This is a genomic window from Nonomuraea sp. NPDC050310, assembly GCF_040655795.1.
In the GTDB taxonomy this organism is placed as follows: Bacteria; Actinomycetota; Actinomycetes; order Streptosporangiales; family Streptosporangiaceae; genus Nonomuraea.
Map to the genome: position 1 here is coordinate 236,522 of NZ_JBFAKP010000005.1, position 21,602 is coordinate 258,123.

The 21,602-nt window shown below is 66.7% G+C and carries 14 protein-coding genes; 9 read left to right on the top strand and 5 right to left on the bottom strand.

What is annotated here, in order from left to right:
• Positions 1 to 25: 25 nt before the first annotated feature.
• From AB0I67_RS16225 to AB0I67_RS16240, 4 genes are all read right to left on the bottom strand, one after another.
• A complete protein-coding gene (locus AB0I67_RS16225; RefSeq protein WP_357923736.1) occupies positions 26 to 1,381 on the bottom strand; it encodes an AAA family ATPase in 1,356 nt (451 codons plus the stop codon).
• A 72-nt stretch (positions 1,382 to 1,453) separates the two neighbouring features.
• The gene (locus AB0I67_RS16230; RefSeq protein ID WP_357923738.1) at positions 1,454 to 2,965 is read right to left on the bottom strand and encodes a hypothetical protein; all 1,512 of its coding nucleotides are present in this window, start codon (positions 2,963 to 2,965) and stop codon (positions 1,454 to 1,456) included.
• Positions 2,962 to 4,116, bottom strand: coding sequence for a hypothetical protein (locus AB0I67_RS16235; RefSeq protein WP_357923740.1), 1,155 nt, complete (start codon positions 4,114 to 4,116; stop codon positions 2,962 to 2,964). The genes AB0I67_RS16230 and AB0I67_RS16235 overlap by 4 nt, the downstream gene beginning before the upstream one ends.
• Positions 4,117 to 4,180: 64 nt before the next feature.
• The gene (locus AB0I67_RS16240; RefSeq protein WP_357923742.1) at positions 4,181 to 5,050 is read right to left on the bottom strand and encodes a hypothetical protein; all 870 of its coding nucleotides are present in this window, start codon (positions 5,048 to 5,050) and stop codon (positions 4,181 to 4,183) included.
• Positions 5,051 to 5,156: 106 nt separating this feature from the next.
• Between AB0I67_RS16240 and AB0I67_RS16245 the strand changes: the two genes are divergently transcribed.
• From AB0I67_RS16245 to AB0I67_RS16270, 6 genes are all read left to right on the top strand, one after another.
• Positions 5,157 to 6,446 carry an exonuclease SbcCD subunit D gene (locus AB0I67_RS16245; protein ID WP_357923744.1) on the top strand — a complete coding sequence of 430 codons (1,290 nt, stop codon included), beginning with the start codon at positions 5,157 to 5,159 and terminating at the stop codon, positions 6,444 to 6,446.
• Between the two features lie 29 nt (positions 6,447 to 6,475).
• Positions 6,476 to 9,751 carry an SMC family ATPase gene (locus tag AB0I67_RS16250; protein ID WP_357923746.1) on the top strand — a complete coding sequence of 1,092 codons (3,276 nt, stop codon included), beginning with the start codon at positions 6,476 to 6,478 and terminating at the stop codon, positions 9,749 to 9,751.
• A 348-nt stretch (positions 9,752 to 10,099) separates the two neighbouring features.
• Positions 10,100 to 11,599: a DUF3375 family protein gene (locus tag AB0I67_RS16255; protein WP_357923748.1), complete on the top strand. Its 1,500-nt coding sequence runs from the start codon at positions 10,100 to 10,102 to the stop codon at positions 11,597 to 11,599.
• On the top strand, positions 11,596 to 12,297 hold the full coding sequence (locus AB0I67_RS16260; RefSeq protein ID WP_357923750.1) for a DUF4194 domain-containing protein: 702 nt from the start codon (positions 11,596 to 11,598) through the stop codon (positions 12,295 to 12,297). Before AB0I67_RS16255 ends, AB0I67_RS16260 begins: the two co-directional genes overlap by 4 nt.
• Complete coding sequence (locus tag AB0I67_RS16265) at positions 12,294 to 15,686, top strand: SbcC/MukB-like Walker B domain-containing protein (protein WP_357923752.1); 3,393 nt, start codon at positions 12,294 to 12,296, stop codon at positions 15,684 to 15,686. The genes AB0I67_RS16260 and AB0I67_RS16265 overlap by 4 nt, the downstream gene beginning before the upstream one ends.
• The gene (locus tag AB0I67_RS16270) at positions 15,683 to 16,840 is read left to right on the top strand and encodes a Wadjet anti-phage system protein JetD domain-containing protein (protein WP_357923754.1); all 1,158 of its coding nucleotides are present in this window, start codon (positions 15,683 to 15,685) and stop codon (positions 16,838 to 16,840) included. The genes AB0I67_RS16265 and AB0I67_RS16270 overlap by 4 nt, the downstream gene beginning before the upstream one ends.
• Before the next feature lie 713 nt (positions 16,841 to 17,553).
• Here the strand turns inward: AB0I67_RS16270 and AB0I67_RS16275 are convergent.
• Complete coding sequence (locus AB0I67_RS16275; protein WP_357923756.1) at positions 17,554 to 18,204, bottom strand: nuclease-related domain-containing protein; 651 nt, start codon at positions 18,202 to 18,204, stop codon at positions 17,554 to 17,556.
• 927 nt (positions 18,205 to 19,131) lie between these two features.
• Between AB0I67_RS16275 and AB0I67_RS16280 the strand changes: the two genes are divergently transcribed.
• The 3 genes from AB0I67_RS16280 (at position 19,132) to AB0I67_RS16290 (ending at position 21,530) form a co-directional block, all read left to right on the top strand.
• A complete protein-coding gene (locus AB0I67_RS16280; protein ID WP_357923758.1) occupies positions 19,132 to 19,356 on the top strand; it encodes a hypothetical protein in 225 nt (74 codons plus the stop codon).
• Between the two features lie 579 nt (positions 19,357 to 19,935).
• Positions 19,936 to 21,009 (top strand): hypothetical protein, encoded by a 1,074-nt coding sequence (locus tag AB0I67_RS16285; RefSeq protein ID WP_357923760.1) that lies wholly within the window; start codon positions 19,936 to 19,938, stop codon positions 21,007 to 21,009.
• Between the two features lie 17 nt (positions 21,010 to 21,026).
• Positions 21,027 to 21,530 (top strand): hypothetical protein, encoded by a 504-nt coding sequence (locus AB0I67_RS16290; protein ID WP_357923762.1) that lies wholly within the window; start codon positions 21,027 to 21,029, stop codon positions 21,528 to 21,530.
• The last annotated feature ends 72 nt before the right edge of the window (positions 21,531 to 21,602 follow it).

Sequence of the window (21,602 nt, forward strand, 5' to 3'; positions counted from 1 at the left end):
CGGCGTTCGGCTTGGGGATCTCGCCTCAGCCGGGGGCGGCGATCGTGTGGATTTGCAGGTGGTTGAGCACGCTGTGATGGGCCTGCCAGCCGTCGGGAAACTTGACGGGGACGTTGAGGTGGACCGGGTCGGTAGCGGGATGGGCGTCCAACAGGTGCGGAATCCCTGCTCGCGCAACGATGATGCAGGCATGGCGGTGCCGTGAGGTCAGCACACACAGCCGACCCGCCTCCAGGTGGAAGGCAGTGGCGTCGCGGCGGCCCGACAAAGGGTGGACTACGATGACCACCTCGAACTGCCGTCCCTGCAGTCGGTTGGCGTTGTCGACAACCACCCGCTCAGCGCCGGGGACGTTGGTGCCGGGCAGTAGCCGTCTGATCTGCTCGGCCTGGTCGCGGTGCACGACGCCGATGGCGATGTCATCGGGGAGGAGGGGGCGTCCGCCGGGATGGTGCTCGCAGCGTTCGACGGTGCCGCGCGCCAGCAGCCGGGCGGCCAGCCCCGCCGCCGCCTGGGCCACCTCGCCGTCGGTGCGTGAGGTGTGGCGGGCGGGCAGTTGGTGCAGGGCCCAACCGGTGCGGCGGGCCAGATCGAGGGTGTCATCCAACGGTGAGCGCACCCCGGCGGTGGTGAAGTGCAACTCCCGGACCCCGTTGGCGACTCCGGCGGCGAACGGAGTGTAGGGGTAGAAAGCCGGCGAGACTAGAGCCGCCGCGCTGGCTGGCAATCTCCAGGAAACCGGCAGCCGGCGCTCCACCACGGCCGCGCGCTGGTGGGCGAGCAGCACGTCGACGGCGTTGTGGCGCGGATCATAGGTCAGGCCGGTCCAGCGTTCGGTCGTCACGGTGGTGAACGGATCGAGCTGACCGGGGTCACCTACGAACAGGCCGCGCTCGAATTGGGACGCCACCAGCAACAGCGCGTCCGAGCGCATCTGGTAGGCCTCATCCACGATGGCCCAACGCCAGCGATGATCTTTGACACGCGCCCACTTGGCGGCGGTGGCCAACACGATAGCGCACTCGTTCAGGCCGATGATCTTGGTGTCGATGCTGATGTTGCTGAAACGGGCGAGCGGGCTGCGGGCGGCGGCATAGTCCTCGCCGCTGAGGCGACCCAGGCGCAGCCCCGGATTTTCGGCGGCCAGGCCGGCGGCCAGGCCGGCGATCTGGTTGTTGGTCTGAGCGATGATCATGACGGGTTCGCCCGCTTTGGCCAGGTCCCGGGCGGCGGTGCGCACCAGCGTGGACTTGCCGGCACCGGGCGGAGAGTCCACGACGACACCGCGGCCGCCGGTGCGATCGATGGCGGCCAGGTCGTCCAGAACGGTTTGGACGGCTGCCCGGGCGGTGGCTGCAGGGTCAGAAAGGAGGGAGGTCATCGGCTGGCTCCGGGAACGATGCCGCGCTCAGGCGGGCGGGGGATGGGGGTGCCGCCATCATGAGGCAGGCGCTCATGCCGGGTCGGCGTCGTGCGGATCGAGGTCGCGCGCGGGCGCCGGTGGGACAGGGTGGCTGTGGGTCCAGGGAGTCTGATCGCGGGAGGGGAACTCGGGTTGCGCCCATTGACTGGGAGAGGCGGTGTAGCAGACCCGCTCGCCGAGTTCGGGGACGGCATCGGCCGCCGGTCTGCTGGGCGTGCCCATGCCGCTGGTGATCTCCATGATGATGAGGTGGGTGCCGCTCTGTTCGTGGGTGATCTGGTGGATACGGGCGGTGGCCCGGGGGCGATGGGGGTTGAGCAGGTCCTGGTCGCGGGTCAGCGGAGGAGGGTCGTCGGTGCGGACGGTGAAGCGCGGGCGCAGGACGCGGCGGCCCTTCGGACTCCTGGCCTGGCGATCCGGTTCGCGGCTGATCACAATCCCGGCGAAGGCGGCGCCGGCGGCGCGGCGTTCGGCCAGCACGAACGGGTCGTCGAGGGCTTGTTCGTCTTCGAACATGTGGCTGGCACGCTCCAGCGCGGCCAGGCGTCGGGCGGCCTCTACCGGATGGTCGTGCACCGGCTGGGGCGGGCCGCCGTGCATCAGGTGCAGGCTGTGGCGGGTGAACTGGTCGCGATCATCGTCCCAGCGGCGCGCGCACCGTGCCGCCGGAGGAATGGCGCGCAGCAGCGCCAGAGCGCTCCAGAGCTGGTTCCATGTGGGCCTCAGCTGAGCATCCAGTGCCCGCTCCAGCTTCGCGGCCGATCTGTTCGCCGACGTGTGATCGCCGGCGGCGAGGGCGTGCCGGTGGGCGCGCATGCGGGGTTCGAGTTCCACCAGGTCGAAGGTCGGGTCGGTGGCCGGTCCGGCCGGGGGAAACTCCACCGGGTTCTCGGTGCGCAACGCCGCCTCGGCACCGCTCAGCCCGGACGGCGGCTCGATCCAGGCCAGCAGCGCCGCGAGGCTCTCATCCTCCAGCGCGCTTTGGCCGCTGGCCCAATGGGCGGCCAGCTGCCTGGTCATAGGAAGCAGCAGGCATGAGCCGGGGTAGTCGGCCTGTTCGGTGAAGAAGGTCAGCCAGCGGCCAAGCAGCGCCACGGGCGCCTGCGTCGTGCCTGGCTCGCGTGATCCCTGGAACCGCAACGAGCGGCCCACCAGCCGCAGGTGTTCGACGGTAGCCCGGTTGGCGACGATCAGCTGGGGCGCGTCCGCGCACCGTTGGCGGGCGGCCTTGCCGGTATGGGTGGGCAGCTGCTGCAGGGCGTTCTCCCGCCGCCGGATGTAAGGCAGGACGACGGCGGCCAGCTGGGCGTAGAAGGCCTGCTGCTGGTCGCGATTGCGCGGCTGGCTGACGGTCAGCAGCACCGGCCGGTGACGATCGGTGCCGACCATGCAGGCCAGCGGCGCGGCGGCCTCCCCAGCCATCGCCGCGGTGACCAAGACGAGGGGCTCGTCGACGAGGTGGTAATGGCGCACCTGCCGCAGGGGCTCGGCGCGGCCCTGCCGGGCCGCGCGTATCCGGGCGAGCGCGAGCAGAGTGCTCATGCCGCACCTCCGGCCAGCTCGGCGCCCGCGGCCAGCTCGGTGCGCAACCGCTCGGCGTGCCGCAGTGCGCGCGCGACGTCGGTCTGGTCGGCGCTCGGGATGCGCTGGCCCTCGGCCAGGGCCAGCGCGGTCTGTGCAGTGCCGATGCCACCCAAGACATCGGCCACGCCCGGCCCGTACACATCGAGGGAGTCGTCCTGGCGTGCCTCGGCGCGGCACAGCCCGGCCAGCTCGCAATGATCCAGGCACTCGGGCCGGTAGCGGGCGGGAACCTGGCGAAGGTCGCCGGCCAGCTGCGCCTGCGGCCGCCTCGCCACTCCGGCAGCGTCCACGGCGAGGTCAAAGCTCACCTGCGCGGGGAGCAGCTTCACGAGCGTCTCGATGCGGTCCATGCGGGCCAGTTGCGTGGTCATCATAGCGATCTGCTTGCGGGCATCGATGAGGGTGGCGATCGGCGTGTTACCGAAGTTCTTCGGGGTCACCAGGAAGATCGAGGCGGCCACCAGGTCCGGGTCCAGCCCGGCATCGGCGAACAACTCCCGCAGCGCGATCACGTAGACGGCGGCCTGACGGGTCGCTGCCGCCACCTGCGTGCCGTCCGCCTGCCGGTCGATCACCGGGAACGACTTGATTTCCACGACGTGGAACTTGTCGCCGATCTTGAAGGCGATGACGTCGGGCTCCAGATAGACGAGTTGGCCGCCGACGGCCAGGCGCAGCATGGGGTGGTCGTACAGGATCCCCGGGCTGGAGCCGCCGCGCGCGGCGTGGGCCAGGACCTGGCGGGTGCGGCGATAGCGCAACTCACGGTTGGCGTTGTCGCCCACGCTCTCCAGTGGGATGTAGGCCACCTGCTCGATCGGCAGGCCGAGGCTCTCGCGCAGCAGCGCGAGCAGACGCGCCCCTCCATGCTCCTTCACCTGGCGTTCGAAGGCGTTGCCGCGGGAAAGCGCGAACGGCGACTGACCGAACGGCCACGGGTAGCCGGCCTGACGGGCGACTTTTCCTTTGTCGGCGCCGCAGGCGTCCAGCAGGGCCCGCCGGCTGCAGCCGGGATTGGCCGATAGCCCGACCAGGGTGCGCGCGGTGTGGTTGACGGGCGGCTGACCGCCGCGCAGCGCGTCGAGCCGCGCCGCGGTGGTGGAGTTCACGGTGGGATTCACGGGTGACCTTGCTGGTAGCGCCGTAGGGACGGGGGAAGACGCGCCATCGGCTTCAGTGCGAGCTCGCGTCGTTTCGGATCATTTGCAGGCGGGTGCCGAACAGCCGTTCCGTTTCAGGAAGCCGTTGGCGGGCCCAGGCTGCCGCCTGCTCGCGCTCGGCGCGGTCCACGGCGACATGCACGGCGAGCTCGGCCTCGGCGGCCTCGGCCACCTGTCGGGGATCCAGCGGCGGGGCGTGCCCGCTGAGCTCGGGCGGGGCCAGCGCGCCGGGGATGCTGACAGCGAAACTGCGCAGCAGCCGGTCGGCGCGAGCCCGAGCATCGGCCAACCAGTGCGGGCCTCTCCGGTCGAACCATTCGATGGCGGTAGCGATTTTGGTGGTGGCGGTGAGAAAGTCCACGCGCGGACTGTGCGCGCCGACGATGCGCCGCTCCAGTGGCCAGGTGCTCACCGTCAGCAGCGCCCGGGCAGGGGCGAGCCGGTCGGCGGTCAGGGCGGGGCACACATAATACGGCCGGGCGTTGGGTGCCGATCGGTAGGAGCGCTCCTCATCACGGCGCATGCTGGCCAGCCGGGAGGCCGGCAGCTCGCCCGGGAAGAACGCGCCGTGCACCGCGGTGATCAGCTTAGGGGCCGCCGCGACCTCCAGCAGGGACAACACTTGATGAACCTGCTCGCGGGTGGGCAGCAGTGCGGTCACCGCGCGATCGACAGCCGGCGGGCCGGCGGCGGTGAGCACCGCGCCTTCGCCTTGGCCCAAGGCGGCGGCCTTGTCCTGCCACAGCGTCTCCGCATGCCGCAGTTCGCGACGCAGGCCGCTGGCTCGGGCGGCGTCCCGCTCCACCATCGCCGTGCGCAGCGCCTGCCGCAGCTGCCCCATGCGGTTCTCCAGCTCATCCAAGCTCTCTTCAGCACTGTGCATTCTCCGACGCTACCAGAATTCCAAATATTTCCATGGTTTCCCAAACTTTGCTGTAGCGTGATGCGTCATCGGGGGCTGCTGAGCGTCAAAACGACAGGAGCTAGCCATGAGGATGCTGCACGTCTCGGATTGGCATATCGGACGAACAGTGACCGGCAACCACAGCCGCTACACCGAGTTCGAGGCCGTCCTGGCCGAGATCGCCGACATCGCCCGTGAGGTCAAGCCCGACCTCATCGTCAACACCGGCGACCTGTTCGACCGCGCCCGACCCGCGGCCGCCGATCTCGGCCTGGGCGTGCGCGCCCTGGTGGAACTGGCCGGCGTGGCCCCCACGGTGGTCGTGGGCGGCAACCACGATTCACCGGCCCTGTTGCAAGCTCTGGACACGCTGGTCAACGCCCTGGCCGCCGGCGAGAACGGGCGGCCGCCGCGGCTGCGCTTCATCGCCACCGCGGCCAACGCCGATCCTGCGGCGGTGAGCATCTTGACCTTTCCCTCCGATGACGGCCACCGTATCCGGCTGGCCCCGCTGCCGTTCGTGCACCGCAACCGAGCCTTGGCCGATTGCGACCGCCCTGATGAGGCCGGTCAGGTGTATGCCCACCACCTGCGCCAGATCCAGCAGGAGCTGGCCAACCGGCTGCGCTGCGGGCACGACCCTGCACGTGACGTCCTCATCATGGCTGCCCACCTGTTCGTCGAAGGGGCCCTGCCGTCGCACAGCGAACGGCCGCTCGACATCACTCAGGACTACGCCTGCCCGGCTGACGCCCTGCCCGCCGTGACCTACTACGCGCTCGGCCACATTCATAAGCCCCAGGCGATTGGCAGGGCCGGGATCACCGCCCGCTACGCGGGCAGCCCCCTGCAACTGGACTTCGGCGAGGAAGGCGAAACCAAGAGCGTCGTCCTGGTCGAGGCCGGGCCTGCTCGCCCGACCCGAGTGGAGACCATCGCGTTGCGCTCCGGCCGCCGGTTGATGACCTTTACCGGCGACCTGCATCGCCTGGCCGAGCAGGCCGAAGACATCGGCGATGCGTTCGTCAAGGCTGTCATCGAGGTCGACGGCGCCGGCCTGGGACTGGGTCTGTCCGCCAGCGTGCGGGCGATCATCCCGCGTGCGACCCTCGTCGAGCTCGACGAGCGGCTGCCCGGCTGGCAAGACGTGCCCCTCCTGGAGGCGCGCAGCGACATCACTCCCGAACCCGAGCTGAGCGAATCGTTTCTCGCCTACCTCACCGAGACAGGCTTGACCCCGCAGCACGCCGAGCAGCTGCAGCACGCCTTCACGGCGTTGCTGAGCGACGCCGACCGCGACGACGACCACGTCACCACCGACCCGGTCGAACAGATGCTGCGCGATGCCCTGCCGGCCGGCCACGACCGCCTGTGACCTCACCTTTCGAGTCTTGAAGGAACCCGATGCGCCCGCTACAGCTGACCTTCTCCGGCCTGCGCAGCTACCCCGGCCAGACCCCGACGCTGGACTTCTCCGGCAAAGCGCTGATCGCCATCCTCGGCGACACCGGCGCGGGCAAAACCTCCATCCTGGAGGCGATCACCCTGGCCCTGTATGGCGCCTCCTCCTGGAGCAACCGGGTCAGGGAACTGCTCGCAGACGGCGCCAGCGCCATGACGGTCGACCTGACCTTCACCCATCACGAGCACACCTGGCGGGTGTGCCGCGTCTACTACGCCAACAACCGCCCGAGCACGCACCTGCTGCAGAACCTGGACACCGGAGAGGAGGTCGACGACAGCAGGGCCGTCAACCGCCGCGTCGAGCACCTGCTGAAACTCAAACGCGATGAGTTCCAGGCGGCGGTTCTGCTTCCCCAGGGCCGCTTCGACCGGCTGCTGACCGCCACAGACGCCGAACGCGCCGAACTGCTCAAAGGCATCTTCGGCACGCGGTTCTTGGAAACGGCCCGCACGCACGCCGAACGACGGCGCGACAGCCTCAAGGAGTTGCTGCACCTGGCGCAACTGGCCCGCCGGGACTTTTTCGACCAGCCCCGCATCTGTGCTGAGCAGGCCAGCGGCGCCGCCCAGGCGGCCGAGCGGCTGACCAACCGGCTAAGCACCGCGTACGCGACGATGCGAAAGCTGCAGACATCGTGCAGCCGGCACGCCCGACGCCGTGACTACCTCGATGTCGCCCTCGACCACCTCTCGCAACCGGCCGCACGGCCCGACACCACGGTGCTGGACAGCGTCGCCCAGGCTGCACATGACCTCGGTAAAGCCCAGCGGCAACTGATCGAACGCCGCGGGCTTGCTCGCACCCGGCACCTGCACGCCCAAACCTGGCTGGAGCAAGCCGCCAACCAGGGCATCACCACTAAGACGATCGCTGGAGCGCAGGCCGTGCTCACCGATCTGCCCGCCCGGCAGGAGGCGCTCCTGGGCGCCCAGGCACAGCTGAGCACCGACGAGCACGCATTGGGCAAGGAAGAGGCCGAGCTTCAGCGCATGGCCACCGACCTCGAACAACTCCGCAGCGAGGCCGACACGCTCGCCACTCGCGCCGCCACCCTCCGCGAGCAGGCCGAGCGCGCCGCCGCCGAGGTCGCCGCCCTGGACAACGCCACCCGGGCCGCACTGGCCGCCGCCATCACAGCCGGGCACGCAGCCGCGGCTGTGACCGCCGCCAACGCCACCCACCTGGCCGCACAGGGCGAACTCCCCACCTTGCACGCAGCCCATGAGCAGGCGCGCACCGCCGCTGCCACTGCGATGCGGCACCACGAGGCGGCCCGGCGAGAGGAAGCCGCGCACGCCGCCGGCCACGGACTGCGTCCCGGTGACAGCTGCAGCGTGTGCACCCGCGACCTGCCCACGGGATTCCAGCCACCGGCGCCGGTCGACCCGGCTCACCTGCAGCGTCTGGAGCGGGAACGTGCGCGCGCCGACGGCGACCTCGCCCGCAGGTCCGAGGCCCTGACTCGCGCGCGAGGGCATGCAGAGACCGCCGAGCAGGCACTGGCCACCCTCACCGAGCAGCACGCGACCGCATCGAGCCGTGCCGCCAACCGCTTGGCGGCCGCCTTGGCCGCCGCAGGCTCCACGGCGATCGTGGCGGGTGAGGCCGTCACGACCGCAGACCACGACGGCGAGACCTTCGCCCAGCGCCTTGACCAAACCGCCGCCCCGCTGCTGCTAGGCCAGACAGAAGCCGAAACAGCCGACGACCAGACGGACGACGACGCACGAGCCGTGCAACTGACCGCATCGCTGTGCGCTCCGGCACACCACCTGGCCCGATCCTTGGCCGAGACCGCCGATAGCGCCCGGCAGCAGGCTCAGACCGCGGCCGCCGATGCCCGCAGCGTGGGTGCGCTGCTGAGCACGCGGGGGCAGGAGCATGCCGCCCGCGCCGTCGCACATGTCCAAGCTCGCCGACAGCACCGGGCGGCGATCGACGCTGTGCGCGAGAGTCTGCGCCGCCTACCCTCTGCGGTAGGGGAGCCGCTGCACGCCACACCATCCACCATCACCCACGAAGACATCACGACCGCCATCGCCACCTGCGCCAGGCTCAGCAAGGAACTCACCCAGACCCAAACCGAACTGGCGCAAGCCACCGCCGACCTAGCGGAGATCGAGACACAACAGGCCCGGCTTGAGCACCAGCGAGACACCGAGATCACCGTTCAGCTCACCACCCTGCACACCGCCGCCATCGCCTACCTTGGCACGCTCCACCGCGCCCATCAGATGCTCGACACCAACACCGACACCGCCCCCAGAGTCGTGCTTCCGTCCCCCCCAGTAGAAGCCAAGACGGACGACGCAGCGCTACGCGCCTTCTGCCAAGAGCTGACCGCTGCCACCACCACGCTCCTCGGGTACCTACGCCTCGCCCGCGACCAGGCAGCCCGCGATCTGGAAGCCACTCACGCCGACCTGCACCGCCAGGCCCGCCACCTGCAGGCGGGAGATCAGGGCGGTGACCGCGCCATCGCCCCGGTGCGCCTCGCCGACGACATTGCGTTGTCCGAACCGCAGGCGCTCGCCCCGATATCGGAGGCCATCGGCGCAGCACGGCTCCAGCACAGCGAGCAAGCGGCTCTCGCACAGCGCGCCGAAACACAGATCGAGCCAGCCGAACGACTCGATCGCGCCATCGAATCCGCGACCACCCGCCTGAATACGCTCACCCGGCTGCACAGCCACCTGGCCGACGGCAAGTTTCTGCGCTACCTGACCGACCAGCGGACCCGATCCCTGCTCATCTTGGCCAGCCAGCTGTTTTCCCAGCTGTCGTCCGGCCGGTTCGGCTTCAGCGACGACTTCCGCATCGTCAACCTCGCCACACGTACACCTCGCAGCCCCAAAACCCTGTCGGGCGGCGAAACGTTCCTTGCCTCCCTTGCGCTCGCGCTGGCACTGATTGAGCTGCACAGCCGCAACGGCGCCCGGCTCGGTTCGCTGTTCCTCGACGAAGGCTTCGGCGCCCTCGACTCGACCGCCCTGTCATCGGCGCTCAGCGTCCTGCGACGCGAAAGCGGCGGCGACAAGCTCGTCACCGTCATCAGCCATTTGCACACCGTCGCCGAGGCCGTGGACCAGGTCCTATGGATCAACCGCACCCCGGACGGCTCACAAGCGCGTTGGCTGACCGAGGCCCAGCGGGCCGCCCTCATCTACGACCATGTCCAGTCCGGGCTGCTGAGCCTCGCGGATCAGGCGAGCTGACTGAAAGCGTCATCCGTGGTCCACCCGCACCCCCATCTCTCCGCTGTAACGACAGCCGTCCAGGAGCCAACATGATCCTCACTACTTCGCCGCACAGCATCACTCGCCAACCCGCGGCCCGCGGTTCTCCGTGCACGCGCACGTCCATGCGCTATGTCCCCACGACGAGGCGGCCGCTGACGATGCCGCCGCCGTTCCGCAAAGCACCGAACAGACAGCGAGGGCCCCATGCCCTCTGTCTCGGCACGCCAGTGACCGGTGATACCCAAGGAGCGAAACCAAAGATCCGTCGTGAATGTCGGGCACAAACGATAACGTGTACGGCGCCACGCATCAGGGAGACGTCGAATGAGCGACATCGCCGCTGAAATCAAGCGCGTTATAGGAGCCCTGGACAAGCCCACCCTGAAACTCCTGGACCGTAAGTGGGCTTCATTCGCCCTGGCCGTCTTCAAGACGTCTTTCAGTCGTGACCGGCAGAGCGTGCAATGCGATCGTCTGCATGTACAGGTGGACACCTACCGAGAAGAACTGCTGTCGATGGGGGAGCAAGCCCCGGAACGCGGTGGCCGGGCGTTGTGTCTGGAGTGGATGAGGCAGCAATGGCTGTATCGATCGACGAACGACGCCGGTGAGGAAGAATACTCCCTCACCTCCCACGCTCTCGAGGCGCTCTCCCTCGTCGAGAACCTGACGCGCGAGCGGGCGCTGATCAGCGAATCGCGGCTCACCACCATCTTGCAGACTGTCCAGCGCTGGGCCATCGAGGCCAGCTCCGTCCGCGAGGACAGAATCCGGCGACTGGAGGATCAGATTACGCAGTTGACGGCGGAACGGGATCGCCTCGCCGAAGGAGGAGACGTCTTCACGGCATCGGATGAGCGCATGCTCGAAGGCTATTTCGACCTTTCAGACCTCATCGGTCAACTGCCCAGCGACTTCAAGCGTGTGGAGGAGTCGGTGACGCAGATGCACCGGCAGATCATCAGCAGCTTCCGGGAAGAGGACCGTCCCGTCGGCGAGGTGTTGGATGAGTACCTCGCCAAGACGGATCGGCTGATGTCGGCCACGGCTGAAGGCCGGGCATTCGAAGGTGCTTTCACCTTGCTGCGTGATGATGCCCTCCTGCTCGATCTCAAAAACGACTTGCAGGCCATCCTCGCTCATCCTTTCACCGAGGCACTCACCGCTGCGGAGAAGACCTTCCTATACGGAACCGTGGCCGTCATTCGCCAAGGCATCGACGACGTACTCGTGCAGCGCAGCAGACTCACCACCACCTTGCGTGAGCACATCGTCAATCACGACATCATCAAAGAGCGCGAGTTGGAAAGGCTGCTACGCGACATCAACAAAGAACTTGCAACATGGATGCACAAGGCCGGGCCGCGCACCGCCGTCCCACTCGAGCTGATGCCGACGACCTTGGACGTGATCCACCTTCGCCAGCGCTTTTACGATCCTGGGTCGGAGACACCACCGCCTCCCTTGGGGCAGATGCCCCACGAGGTGCCGCAGCCGCCGTCCCTGGACGATATCCGCCAGCAGGGCGGGCCCTTGCTGGAGCAGTTGCGGCTCGCTGTCACCGAGGCATTCGCAGGCGGAAGCGTCGAGTCGGTGGGTGAGGCCTTCAACGCTCTTGAGCCCCCGCTGCGCCGTCCGGTCGAAATTCTGGGGCTCCTCCACATCGCCACCCAGATCTGCGCCCTGGACCACATGCAGCCGGCCGAGATGTACCACGCCATTCGTGCCGATGGGAGTTCACGAGACTTCCAGGTGCCGCGCCTGACACTCAACGAGCAGGACACGGCCGCATGGGCGGCCCTGAACGTGGGACCGGATCAATGACCGACACGTGGAGCGACGACCTGAGCGCTGACTCCTTCGACGACCCCGAGGACGATAGCCTGTGCTTGTTCGACGGAGATCTGGGCGGATTGACATTCGACCAGCGCAAGAGCCTGGTGTCCTTGCTCAAGCATCGCTACATGTCCAGTGCCCAGCAGCCGGCGGAGTGGCGCACGCTGCTCGAATCCGAGGCCGCCATCAGATCCCGGCTCAACGACCTGTTCCTCGATCTGCACGTTGATCGCCGCTACGAGGTGGCCTTCAAACGCCAGGCCCAGCCAGACGATGTCGGCGGCCGCTTTCCCACCCTTCTGCACGACCTGGCCTACACCAGGGAGGAGACCATCCTGCTGGTGTTCCTCCGACAGCGCTTTCGCAGCGAACACGCCAGCGGCGAGGAAATCGTCCTGGTCGACCATGACGACCTCCTTCAGGCTGTCGCGCGGTTCCGGCCACCGCACGCCACCGACCGATCCGGAGACGCCAACCGCGCCAAGAACGCGATCGAGAACATCGCCAAAGCCCACATCCTGCTCAAGACGCCGGATCGGAGCCGCTACCGGATCTCTCCGGTGATCGAGGTCCTGCTCCCCACTGAACGCTTGAACGAGCTGCTGCAGTGGCTCATCGGTCAAAACGGCAGCCGGACGTCCGCTGACACGTCCCAGGACGCCTCACCCCCGGAGGAACGCCCATGACCACCCCGCCTGTGACGACTGAGCCGCTGCTGCACCTCCATGGCACCAGCGAGGGCACCACCCAGTGGAAGGCCGAAACCTTCCAAATGGTGAACTGGGGCGGCTTCCAAGATCACCACCAGGTCGAATTCTCCCAGCGTGCGACCCTCATCTCTGGCGCGTCAGGCACCGGCAAGAGCACTCTGCTGGACGGCTACATCGCGCTGATGATGCCCTCGACCACGCCCTTCAACGGAGCCTCCAACGAGGCCACCTCCGGGCGTGCCCGCAGCGTCGATCAGCGCAATCTTCTCACCTACCTGAGAGGCAAAACCGACTCCGCCCGCCAGCAGGGAACCGACGAAGTCCACGACTGCGTGCTGCGCGGCAAAGACGCACCCACCTGGGGCGCGGTGGCGATGACCTTTGTCGACGACAACGGCCTGCGCTACACGGCGCTGCGCGCCTACTACGTTGGCCGAGGAGTCAGCAGGGCCACAGACGTCACCATGAAGATGGGGACGGCGGAGGGCTGCCTGAACCTCAAAGACCTGGCCCCCTTGGCCGAATCCAAGTTCGACAAGCGAGCCTCGGCAGCAAGATTACCCGCCCTCACCTGGCACGACCAGTATGAGGTCTTTGAACAGATCCTGTTCACCCGACTGGGCATCGGCGCGAGCGGCGACGGCAGGAAGGCACTACGGCTGTTGGCACGCATCCAGGGCGGCCATCAGGTGAAGACCGTCGACGGCCTGTACAAGTCCATGGTCTTGGAAGAGCCCGCCACCTACGCCGCCGCCGACAGAGCCATCACCCACTTCGAAGACTTAGAACGGGCGCACGACGCCATGGAGACCGTGGCCGAGAAGGCTACGGTCCTGCGCGATCTCCCTCTGCTTCACCAAGACCTTCAAGAGGCGACACAGAAGGCCGATGCGGTCGAGCTGCTCGGAATCTCCGGCGATGGTGACACTGCCTTCCGTGTGTGGACCCTCACCACCGAACGCTCACTTTTGGCCGAAGCGGTGAAGGCCAACCGGGCCAGCCGCGAGGTGGTCCACGGCAAACGGGCTGAGGCTCTTGCCAGGGAGAGTGCCCTGAAGGCCGAGATCGAAGAGCTGAAGAGGCAAATTCGTGACCACGGCGGAGACACGCTCGACAAGCTGCACCAGGACGTACAAGAGCTGGAAAGTGACCTTGGCCAAGCCCGCCACAAAAGGGAGCGGTTCGACGGGCGCATCCAGCCGCTGACGGTCGCGATGGGCTCGCAGCAGGATTTCCTGCGGCTACGCACCGCCGCCGCCCAGTTCACGGCCACCTTCGCCCGAGCTGTCAAAGACCTGGAACAGCAGCAGCAGGTCATCCAGCGCGACAAGTTTCCACACGAGGAGCAGGAGCGCCAGCTCAAGGAGGAACAGCGGTCCCTGTCCGGGCGTGAGGGGCTCGTTCCGACTCACCTCCACAACGCGCGCGTGATGATCGCTCAGGCGTGCGGCATCCCGGTGGAGAATCTGCCCTTCGTCGCCGAACTCATCGATCTGGCCCCGGGACAGGAGGCATGGCGTAAGGCCGCAGAGGTCATCCTTGCCCCGATCACCAGGGTCATGCTCGTCGACGAGGAACGCCTGGGGACACTCAGCCGCACCATCGATCCCCTCCGCCTCTCCGTCCGGATCACCTTCGAAGGTGTCCCTCTCGGGCGTCCCGAGGAGTTCAATGGCGACCCCCGGCGCATCTCAGGGAAGCTGATGTTCAAAGATTCCCTGTTCGGGCGCTGGGTTCAACAGCGCGTTCAAGCCTCCACTCTCGACGCCCGATGCGTCGAGGGCCCCGCCGAGCTCAACAGCGGCGGACGCTGTGTCACGCCCAACGGTCAGACCCGTGACGGACGCAGAGGCGCTCACGGCGATCCGGCCGGCGGCCGTTACATCATCGGCTTCTCCAACACAGCCCGCCTGGCCGAGATCGATGAGAACCTCGCCCAGCTGCGCGTGATCCTCGACGACATGGAGCAACAAGCCACCGCCGTCGGAGACAAGATCGCTGACCTGCGGCGACGCAAGGAAGCCTTTCAGTTCGTCCTGGACACCGAATGGCAGGACATCGATGTGGCTGGCGTAGAGGCCAAGATCGCGGCCAAAGAGGCCGAACGCAAACGCATCCTGTCCACCAGCGACATCCTTCGAGCTTTGCAGGAGGAGGCGGAACGAAAGACGGCAGAGCACGAGCAGTCGCAGCGCACCAAGCACCTGGCGGAGCAAGAGGTCGACGACCTTGATAAGGCATATATGAACCTCACGCAACGAGAGAGCTCTGTGTGCACAGACATCGACGCGATCGATTGCGCCCGCTTAATGCCGCTACGGGAGGAACTCCTCGTCTACTTGGACAAGGAGTTCTCGCACGTCGCCGACCGCTCGGACTTGCCGGGCTTTCCCGACGGCGTGAGAAGACTGCGGGGACGCCTCGGCCACCTGATGAAGCAGGAACGCGACAACGCGCAAAAGGCCCGCGACTCGCTCGAACGAATCTTCCAGACCTTTCAGAGCCGCTGGCCGGACCCGAATCTCGGCCAGGCGATGGCCTCCTACTCCGCTTATCGCGACATCTTGGACGATATCCTCACCACCGGCCTGCACGAGCGCCGCCAGGAGTGGAAACGCCGCCTGTCGAAATGGAGCGGCGAAGACCTGGTGCCTCTCAACGGCGCCTTCGACACCTCGATCGAAGAGATAGAAGACCGTTTGTACCCGGTCAACGAAATCTTGGCCACTCTTGCCTTCGGTGCAGGCCGAGACCGACTGAAGATCGTCCTACGCCGCCTTCACCGCGATGACATCACCAAGTTCCGCCGTGAGCTCAAGCTTTTGTCGTCGGGTGTCACCGAGAAACTCACTGATGAACAGGCCGAAGCGCGCTTCAAACGGCTGCGCGCGTTCATGAACCAGATCCGCAAGCCCCAGCAGGGCTCGAAAGGCACCCCACTGCGAGACCATCTGCTCGATGTCCGCAGGCACGTCGAGATCACCGCCGCCCGCCTCAGCACCGAAGGCATCGAGATCAGCACGTATGCCTCGCTCGGCGGCAAGAGCGGAGGCGAGACGCAAGAACTCATCGCCTTCATCGTCGGCGCCGCCCTCCGCTTCCAGCTCGGCGACGAAAGCCGCACTCGCCCACGGTTCGCGCCGGTCATCCTCGACGAGGGATTCATCAAGGCCGACTCCGAGTTCGCAGGCCGAGCCGTCCAGGCTTGGAAAGGATTGGGCTTTCAACTCATCATCGGCGCCCCGCTGGACAAAGTGACAGCGCTGGAACCGCACGTGGACCTCGTCATTGCCGTAACGAAAGACAACCGGACCAACTACTCCTACATCACCAAGCTGGCTTCCCTCACTGGAGCCGCTCCGTGAAGAGCCCCGAACAGATCCTCCGCATTGTCGGCAAGCGCATAGCCGCCACCTGGCACCTCGACCTCGATGAGCAGCCCGCAGGCTGGCCACGCACGTTCGCCCTAGGAGCCTTGAGAAGAACCGACCTGGAGACGGCCTTCGCCGACATCCACGCCAGAATCCTGGCATGGCGTGATTGGGCAGAGCGCCACCGCCTCACCCTCCACATGAGCTCTCGGCGCGTGCATGGAACCCTCCAGTCGGTGCCCACCCATGTGTCCCTCCCGGACCTGGACACCGCCGTCGATCTCCTCGGATCGGAGTGGAACACCCGCATCCAGCGCGGCCGGCGCCGGCTGGCGTACCTGCGATCGACGTTCCCCTCAGGAACGGAACACCCCAAGATCGTGCGCGCTGTCGACGGTTACTCGGACGTGGACTTCGACCTCCTCTGCACCGCGGCGTCCTGGTTCACCCGCAACTCCGCCTGTGGCCTCACACCTCGACAGGTTCCGATCGAGGGGCTCCATGCGAAGTGGCTGAACACTCACAAGAGCCTCGTCCAAGCCCTGGCGCAAATCGAATCTCTCGGGCTCCTACCGGAGCATCCGCAGCGTATTCACTTCACCTACCTGGATCCCGATCACCTCACCAGCGGCGCCCGCCGACACGATTCGGCGACAGTGGGCGACTGCATGAGTCCGGCCTATCGGCCGCAGATCGTCCTTATCTCCGAAAACAAGGACACCGCGATTCACTTCCCGATCCTGACCGGCGGCATCGCGATCGAAGGCGCAGGATTCGCCGGCGCCGGAGCCATCTCGACATTCAACTGGATTGTCAGCGCCCGACACCTCGTGTACTGGGGTGACATGGACGCCGACGGCTTCGAGATCGTCGACCACTTCCGCCGAAGCGGCCTGGCTGTAACCAGCATCTTCATGAATCTAACTGCATTCGAACGCTACGAGCGGTTCGGCACCCTGACCGACGCACGAGGCGAGCCCGTGCATGCTTCGTGTCGCAAGCCTTTGGTGCACCTCGCTGAGCATGAACGTGAGCTTTACGAACTGCTCACGGATCCTCAATGGAGGAGGGTCCGAAGGATCGAGCAGGAGAAGATCCCATTGATCACCGCATGGCAGTGTGTGCAAAGCCTCATCAGCTCCGCCTGATCGCGGCCAGCCCTCTCTAACCATCATCTGCGCGGATAGAGGGCTATCTCAGGCCGAACGCTGCTGCGACACTCCGCGCGGGGAGGCACACTCCTGGGCATCGCAGCCGCAACCATTTTCACGGCCCCGCAGCTTCAATCGCGTCTCGAGCGAGCACCCGGTGCACCGTCTGAACAGGTAGGAGACGCTCGATGACCACGTTGTGGAGGAGGCCATAAGAACAAATCAGGAGCCGGTGCCGTGGCAGCATGTCACGCGTTTCGGATTGTGCTCACTCGGGCGGTGGCGTTGCGTCAGGAATGCCCCGGCAGCGTGCCGGGCGGGTACGACATGGTCGCCAGCTGGGTTGCCGAGGACGCCGAGCCGATGCTTGCCCTGGTCAACGAGATGCGGACTGAGGCTGGGTTTACACCTGCGGCTCTGGAAGAGGTGCCGCGGATCGAGGAGAGCGCGCACGGGCGCGGACTATACCGCCAAGTACGCTCTGCGGTGCGCCTTCCTCACTCAAGGGAAGAGCGGGCTTCAGGCATTGCCGTCTAGATCCGCAACCCTCTGGCGCGGACGGCGCTGGCACGCCTGGAGACGGACAATGCACGGCCTCGGCGCTGTGACCGCGTTCAAGCGATCTCCGTCGTGCGCCGTCCTGTCGCCGCCAGCAGCTTGAGGTGTGCAGCGCTCGATCCGCGGGCGGCTGCCGCGCGCTGGTGCTTCCGTCAGGGCAGGTTGGTGCGCTCTTCCGGCGAGCTTACGCGGGCGGCTAGGCGGTCGACGTGGGCTGGGTTGGCGGCGGGCTGCGGCTGGAGGAAGTGGTGATCGAAGTGGCCGTCGGTGATCGCTCGCATGGGCAGGATGATTCCACCCTTCTTCTGGCATCGGGCGGCGCAGACATCGGGGTGCAAGAGGGTGGTGTCGGGGACGATCCAAGCCGTCTGGCCTGCCGTGGCGTCGGTGAGCCGGTAGATGATGCCGGCGCGGGAGTAGGCGCGTCCATCGTCGAGCCACTGCTGAGGCAGTGTGCTGCCGTCGGTCCGGGTCAAGATGCCGTTGCTGTCGGGGTCGAGGCCGAGGACTCCCGCGCCGCAGCCTTTGGCGTCGATGATGAGCCAGGTGGTTCCGCCTAGAACGACGTGGTCGATGTTGGAGCCGCCCAGGTTGAGAACGCCCTTGCTGCCGCCGGTGACGTCGCCGAAACCTCCGAGGTCGTGGAAAAGATGGAAGTGGTCGGGCCGGACGGTCAGCCATTGTTGCAGTGCTTGGGCGACCTGGCGCTCGTGGAAGGCTCCGCGGCGGGAGGCGGAGCCATACTTGACGGCCCCGGACTGGGTCAGGCTGTGGCCCGGTGTTCCGTGCACGGTCACGCTCATCGGCGCTCACCCTTCTCGCGGCGGGGAAGAGGCTTCGACGGTAGCTCGGAAGAGTGACAGTTTCGGTGGGCGCGTTCGCGGAGGCGCGTGCCTACGGTGGCGGGGATTCGTGCGGCCGTGCCTTCCCGGGCGCGGGCCGCATCCGGTGAGCTTGCTCGTGTGCGCGGGCAGGTACACGCAGAGGTTGGGCGGTTGACGGATCGGTGCGGTGAGCCGGCGGTGCGGGCAGGCGGCACCAGCGGGCGCCGTGGCGGATGGCCGGGAAGGGGTGTGCGCGGTCGGGCTGCCAAGTGGTGAGGGCTATGGGCCGAGCCTGCGGGAGCATCCTCATCTGGCCAGGGGTGAGGATCGGGTCTCGCTGGAAGAAGGTGCGCGCGGTCCGGTCCCGGTTAACCGGCGAGCGGCCACCCTTGGTCGGCCCGGCGGCCGCTGGCGCTCTTGACGTGGAGAAGCGGGCGTCTCCGTCGCGGCGCTGGGCGGAGCAGGTCCGCGGCATTGGGGATCTGGGGTCCGGCCTCCCTGATGGTGTTGTCGTCGGTGAGCGGTTCGGTGCCCGCCGCCCGCGCGCATGTCCGCGGGGGTCGGCCGGACGCCGTCACGCTCGTGTGAGATCTGTCAGGGGTGGCGGGAGCGAGATTGACGGCGTCCGCGGCGAGGCGTTGCATCGGCTACGCCAGGCCAGGACAACGGAGAGTTGCGCCGCGCTTGGGCCGCCGGGCTGCTGCCCGTCCCGCAGATGCCGCCCGCGCCGGCGCGCTGCGCGATCAGATCCCGCCGTAGCCGCTCGGCGCGCGCTGGTGCGCGCAGCTGCTGAGTGAGCTGACCGGCCTGGAGGCCATCGGTGCCGACATCGAAGAGGCGTGCAGGCGCGGCCTGATCAAGCAGGTCGGCGACTACAAGGGCTGGCCGCTCTACGACGTCGCCGCGTTGAAGGAGCTGGCCGCGCCCGCTCATCCCCGTCACGACGAGCTGGTCGAGGCCATCGCCACCCGGCTGGAGGTCGCCGCGTGGCTGGGAAGTCCGGCGGCGAAGGGCATGACGCAGGCTGAGCGGGTCGTGCTGTTCATCATCGCGAAGCGCACGCAAAGACTACCAGGCGAATGCTGTGGCACCGCGGCGACCGCGATGACGACGGGCGGAAGATCACGCTAACCGAGACGATCTACCTGCGAGCCAGCCTCGGCCCCCGCGGCTTGAGCGAGGTGCTGCAGCGGCTGGCGGCCGCGGTCTCGAGGTGCGGGTGGCGATCGGCACCGACGCGTCCGGCCGGGTGGTGTTCGCCGGCGCGGCCATGCTGTCGACCATCACCTGCCGTACCTGCCCGCGTCGGTGCAGTTGCCGAGACCCCGCTCTGACATGACGTCGTGACATGGCGTGAGGTCTGGCTAAGCGGTTTGAAGAAACTACCGCACTTAACAGGTTGGCTTCCACCTGGCCTTATGCGCTCCCTGAGTCAGCGGACGCGACTGTTGCATAGGACTCCTAACTAACTCTGTCAAGCCTTGTTCTCCCCGGCCACTCTAGTAAGGATCTTCAGGAATCAGATGTCCGACGAAAGGTCTGTATGTGACTGCTTCGCTACGGTTACGGGTTCTGACTTGGGTCGCCGCCCCGGTCGCCCTCATGGTCACATTGGTGACTCTTCCCGCTTCGCCAGCGCTCGGCCAAGCCAACGATCCCGACCCTCAACGCCTGCGTGCCGCTAACGCAGCCATCCGCGACAACCCGGATATGAAGCCGGAGAAGTTGCCGAAGCCTGCAGCTGTCAAAGAGCCGGCTAACTCCTGCAGGAAGATGAAGGAACACCTTTCGGAGTTCCGGGCCAAGGGCGCCAAGACCATCACCTGCCTGGACGCTCCGGCGGAAGCCACGGCCGCAGAAGTTGCGGCGCCGCCTGGCGGGCTTCCCGAAGGACTGCCTTCTTGGTGCGTCCAAGCCGCCAACGGAGGATGGCAGTACACCCGATTCAACGCATGTACTTGGCGATCCTGGACGCTTAAGTGGGTGAACGTCGACACGGGGGCACAAATCGGCTCAGTCGAGCTGATCGTCTGGGACGATGTCCTCACAGCGTGGAGCGAAGGCGCCTTCGTCTACGGACACAGGGTGTACGCCTACAACCCCCAGGGCGCGTGGAATCCGCGAACGTATATGGTGTCCACGCCGACCTGTCTAGCGCGATGCGTAGTAGGCAGACCTGCCCCCGACAAGGGAGTAATTCAGCTGAACACCATTGTCGTCTACGACACGTATCTCCAAGAGAACCTGCCGGTCCCCAGCAGGGGGGTCGTGAGCCTGGATGCGGAGCTCGTCGCTGTCGACCCTGACTCCAACGACCAGAATCTCACCATTGACAATCCCCACCCCGTAATCCGCTGCGACGACGGAATGCTGAAAGGCCATGCCACGCTTGCTGGTTGTGTAATGCGGGACTACAAGCCCACCCTGGTCTTCCGCTACTCGGAGATGCCAGACATTGTCGACCACGTCAAGATGTCCCAGGCAATCGGGTCGCCCGGCGAGCCCGGCACTTCACCCCTGCAGCGCATGTACGACGATACAGATGCCGCTGACAATCGAGAGATGGCCTGCGAGGACGTTACTCCTGGCCCCAGTCAAAACTGCGACGAGTATCCCTTCGCCCACTCGTATCAGGGTGCCGTTACCTGTGGCTGCGATGACTGGACGGCAAGGGCCGTGAACGCCACAGACAACACCAGACAAGGCACGGTCATGTCCATGTTCTTCCAAGCGTACCGAGTCCTCGACGGTGACGCCTTCTGGGTGGACACCTCCTCCTCCTAATCAGCAAGGTTTACTCCATGAATGACGAGATACCGTTGTCCCACGACACCGTGTGGGTGTCTTACCATCAGCTCATTCTGAGGGGCCTGGAGGATCCACCGCCGGACCACCCTGACAGCTTTCCCAATGGGTTGGTAGCAGCAGCCGAGACCGACGGCGCGACCATTCTCACGGGAATCTCGATGGGGCCTGTGGAAGTAACGGCAGAACTCGTCAACGAAGCGCCTCCTCCTGCCGTCGATGAGTGGGAGGAAGTGGTCGAGCTCTCCGTCGAGTCCACCCATGGCAGTCTGCATGTGTTTGGGCTTGACGGAGACCTCACTGACCTCTCCAACCTCGCCTGGCTGGGTCCTGGCCGCTACCGGCTGCGCGTCCACGCTAGAGGCCGGGATACGGATCCGGACGGGACGGCTCGCACACCCTTCGAGTCGTACCTGATCATCTCGTGGCCTGCGGATCACTCTCCTGAAGTGGTCTACAAGCGGACAGATCGCTACGGGCAGATGCGTCGCAGCCTCTAGGGGATCGAGAAGAGTGTCCCGCCTTCTTCGGAGAGGCGGGGCACTCGCACTATTCGCCTCGTTGTCCCTCTG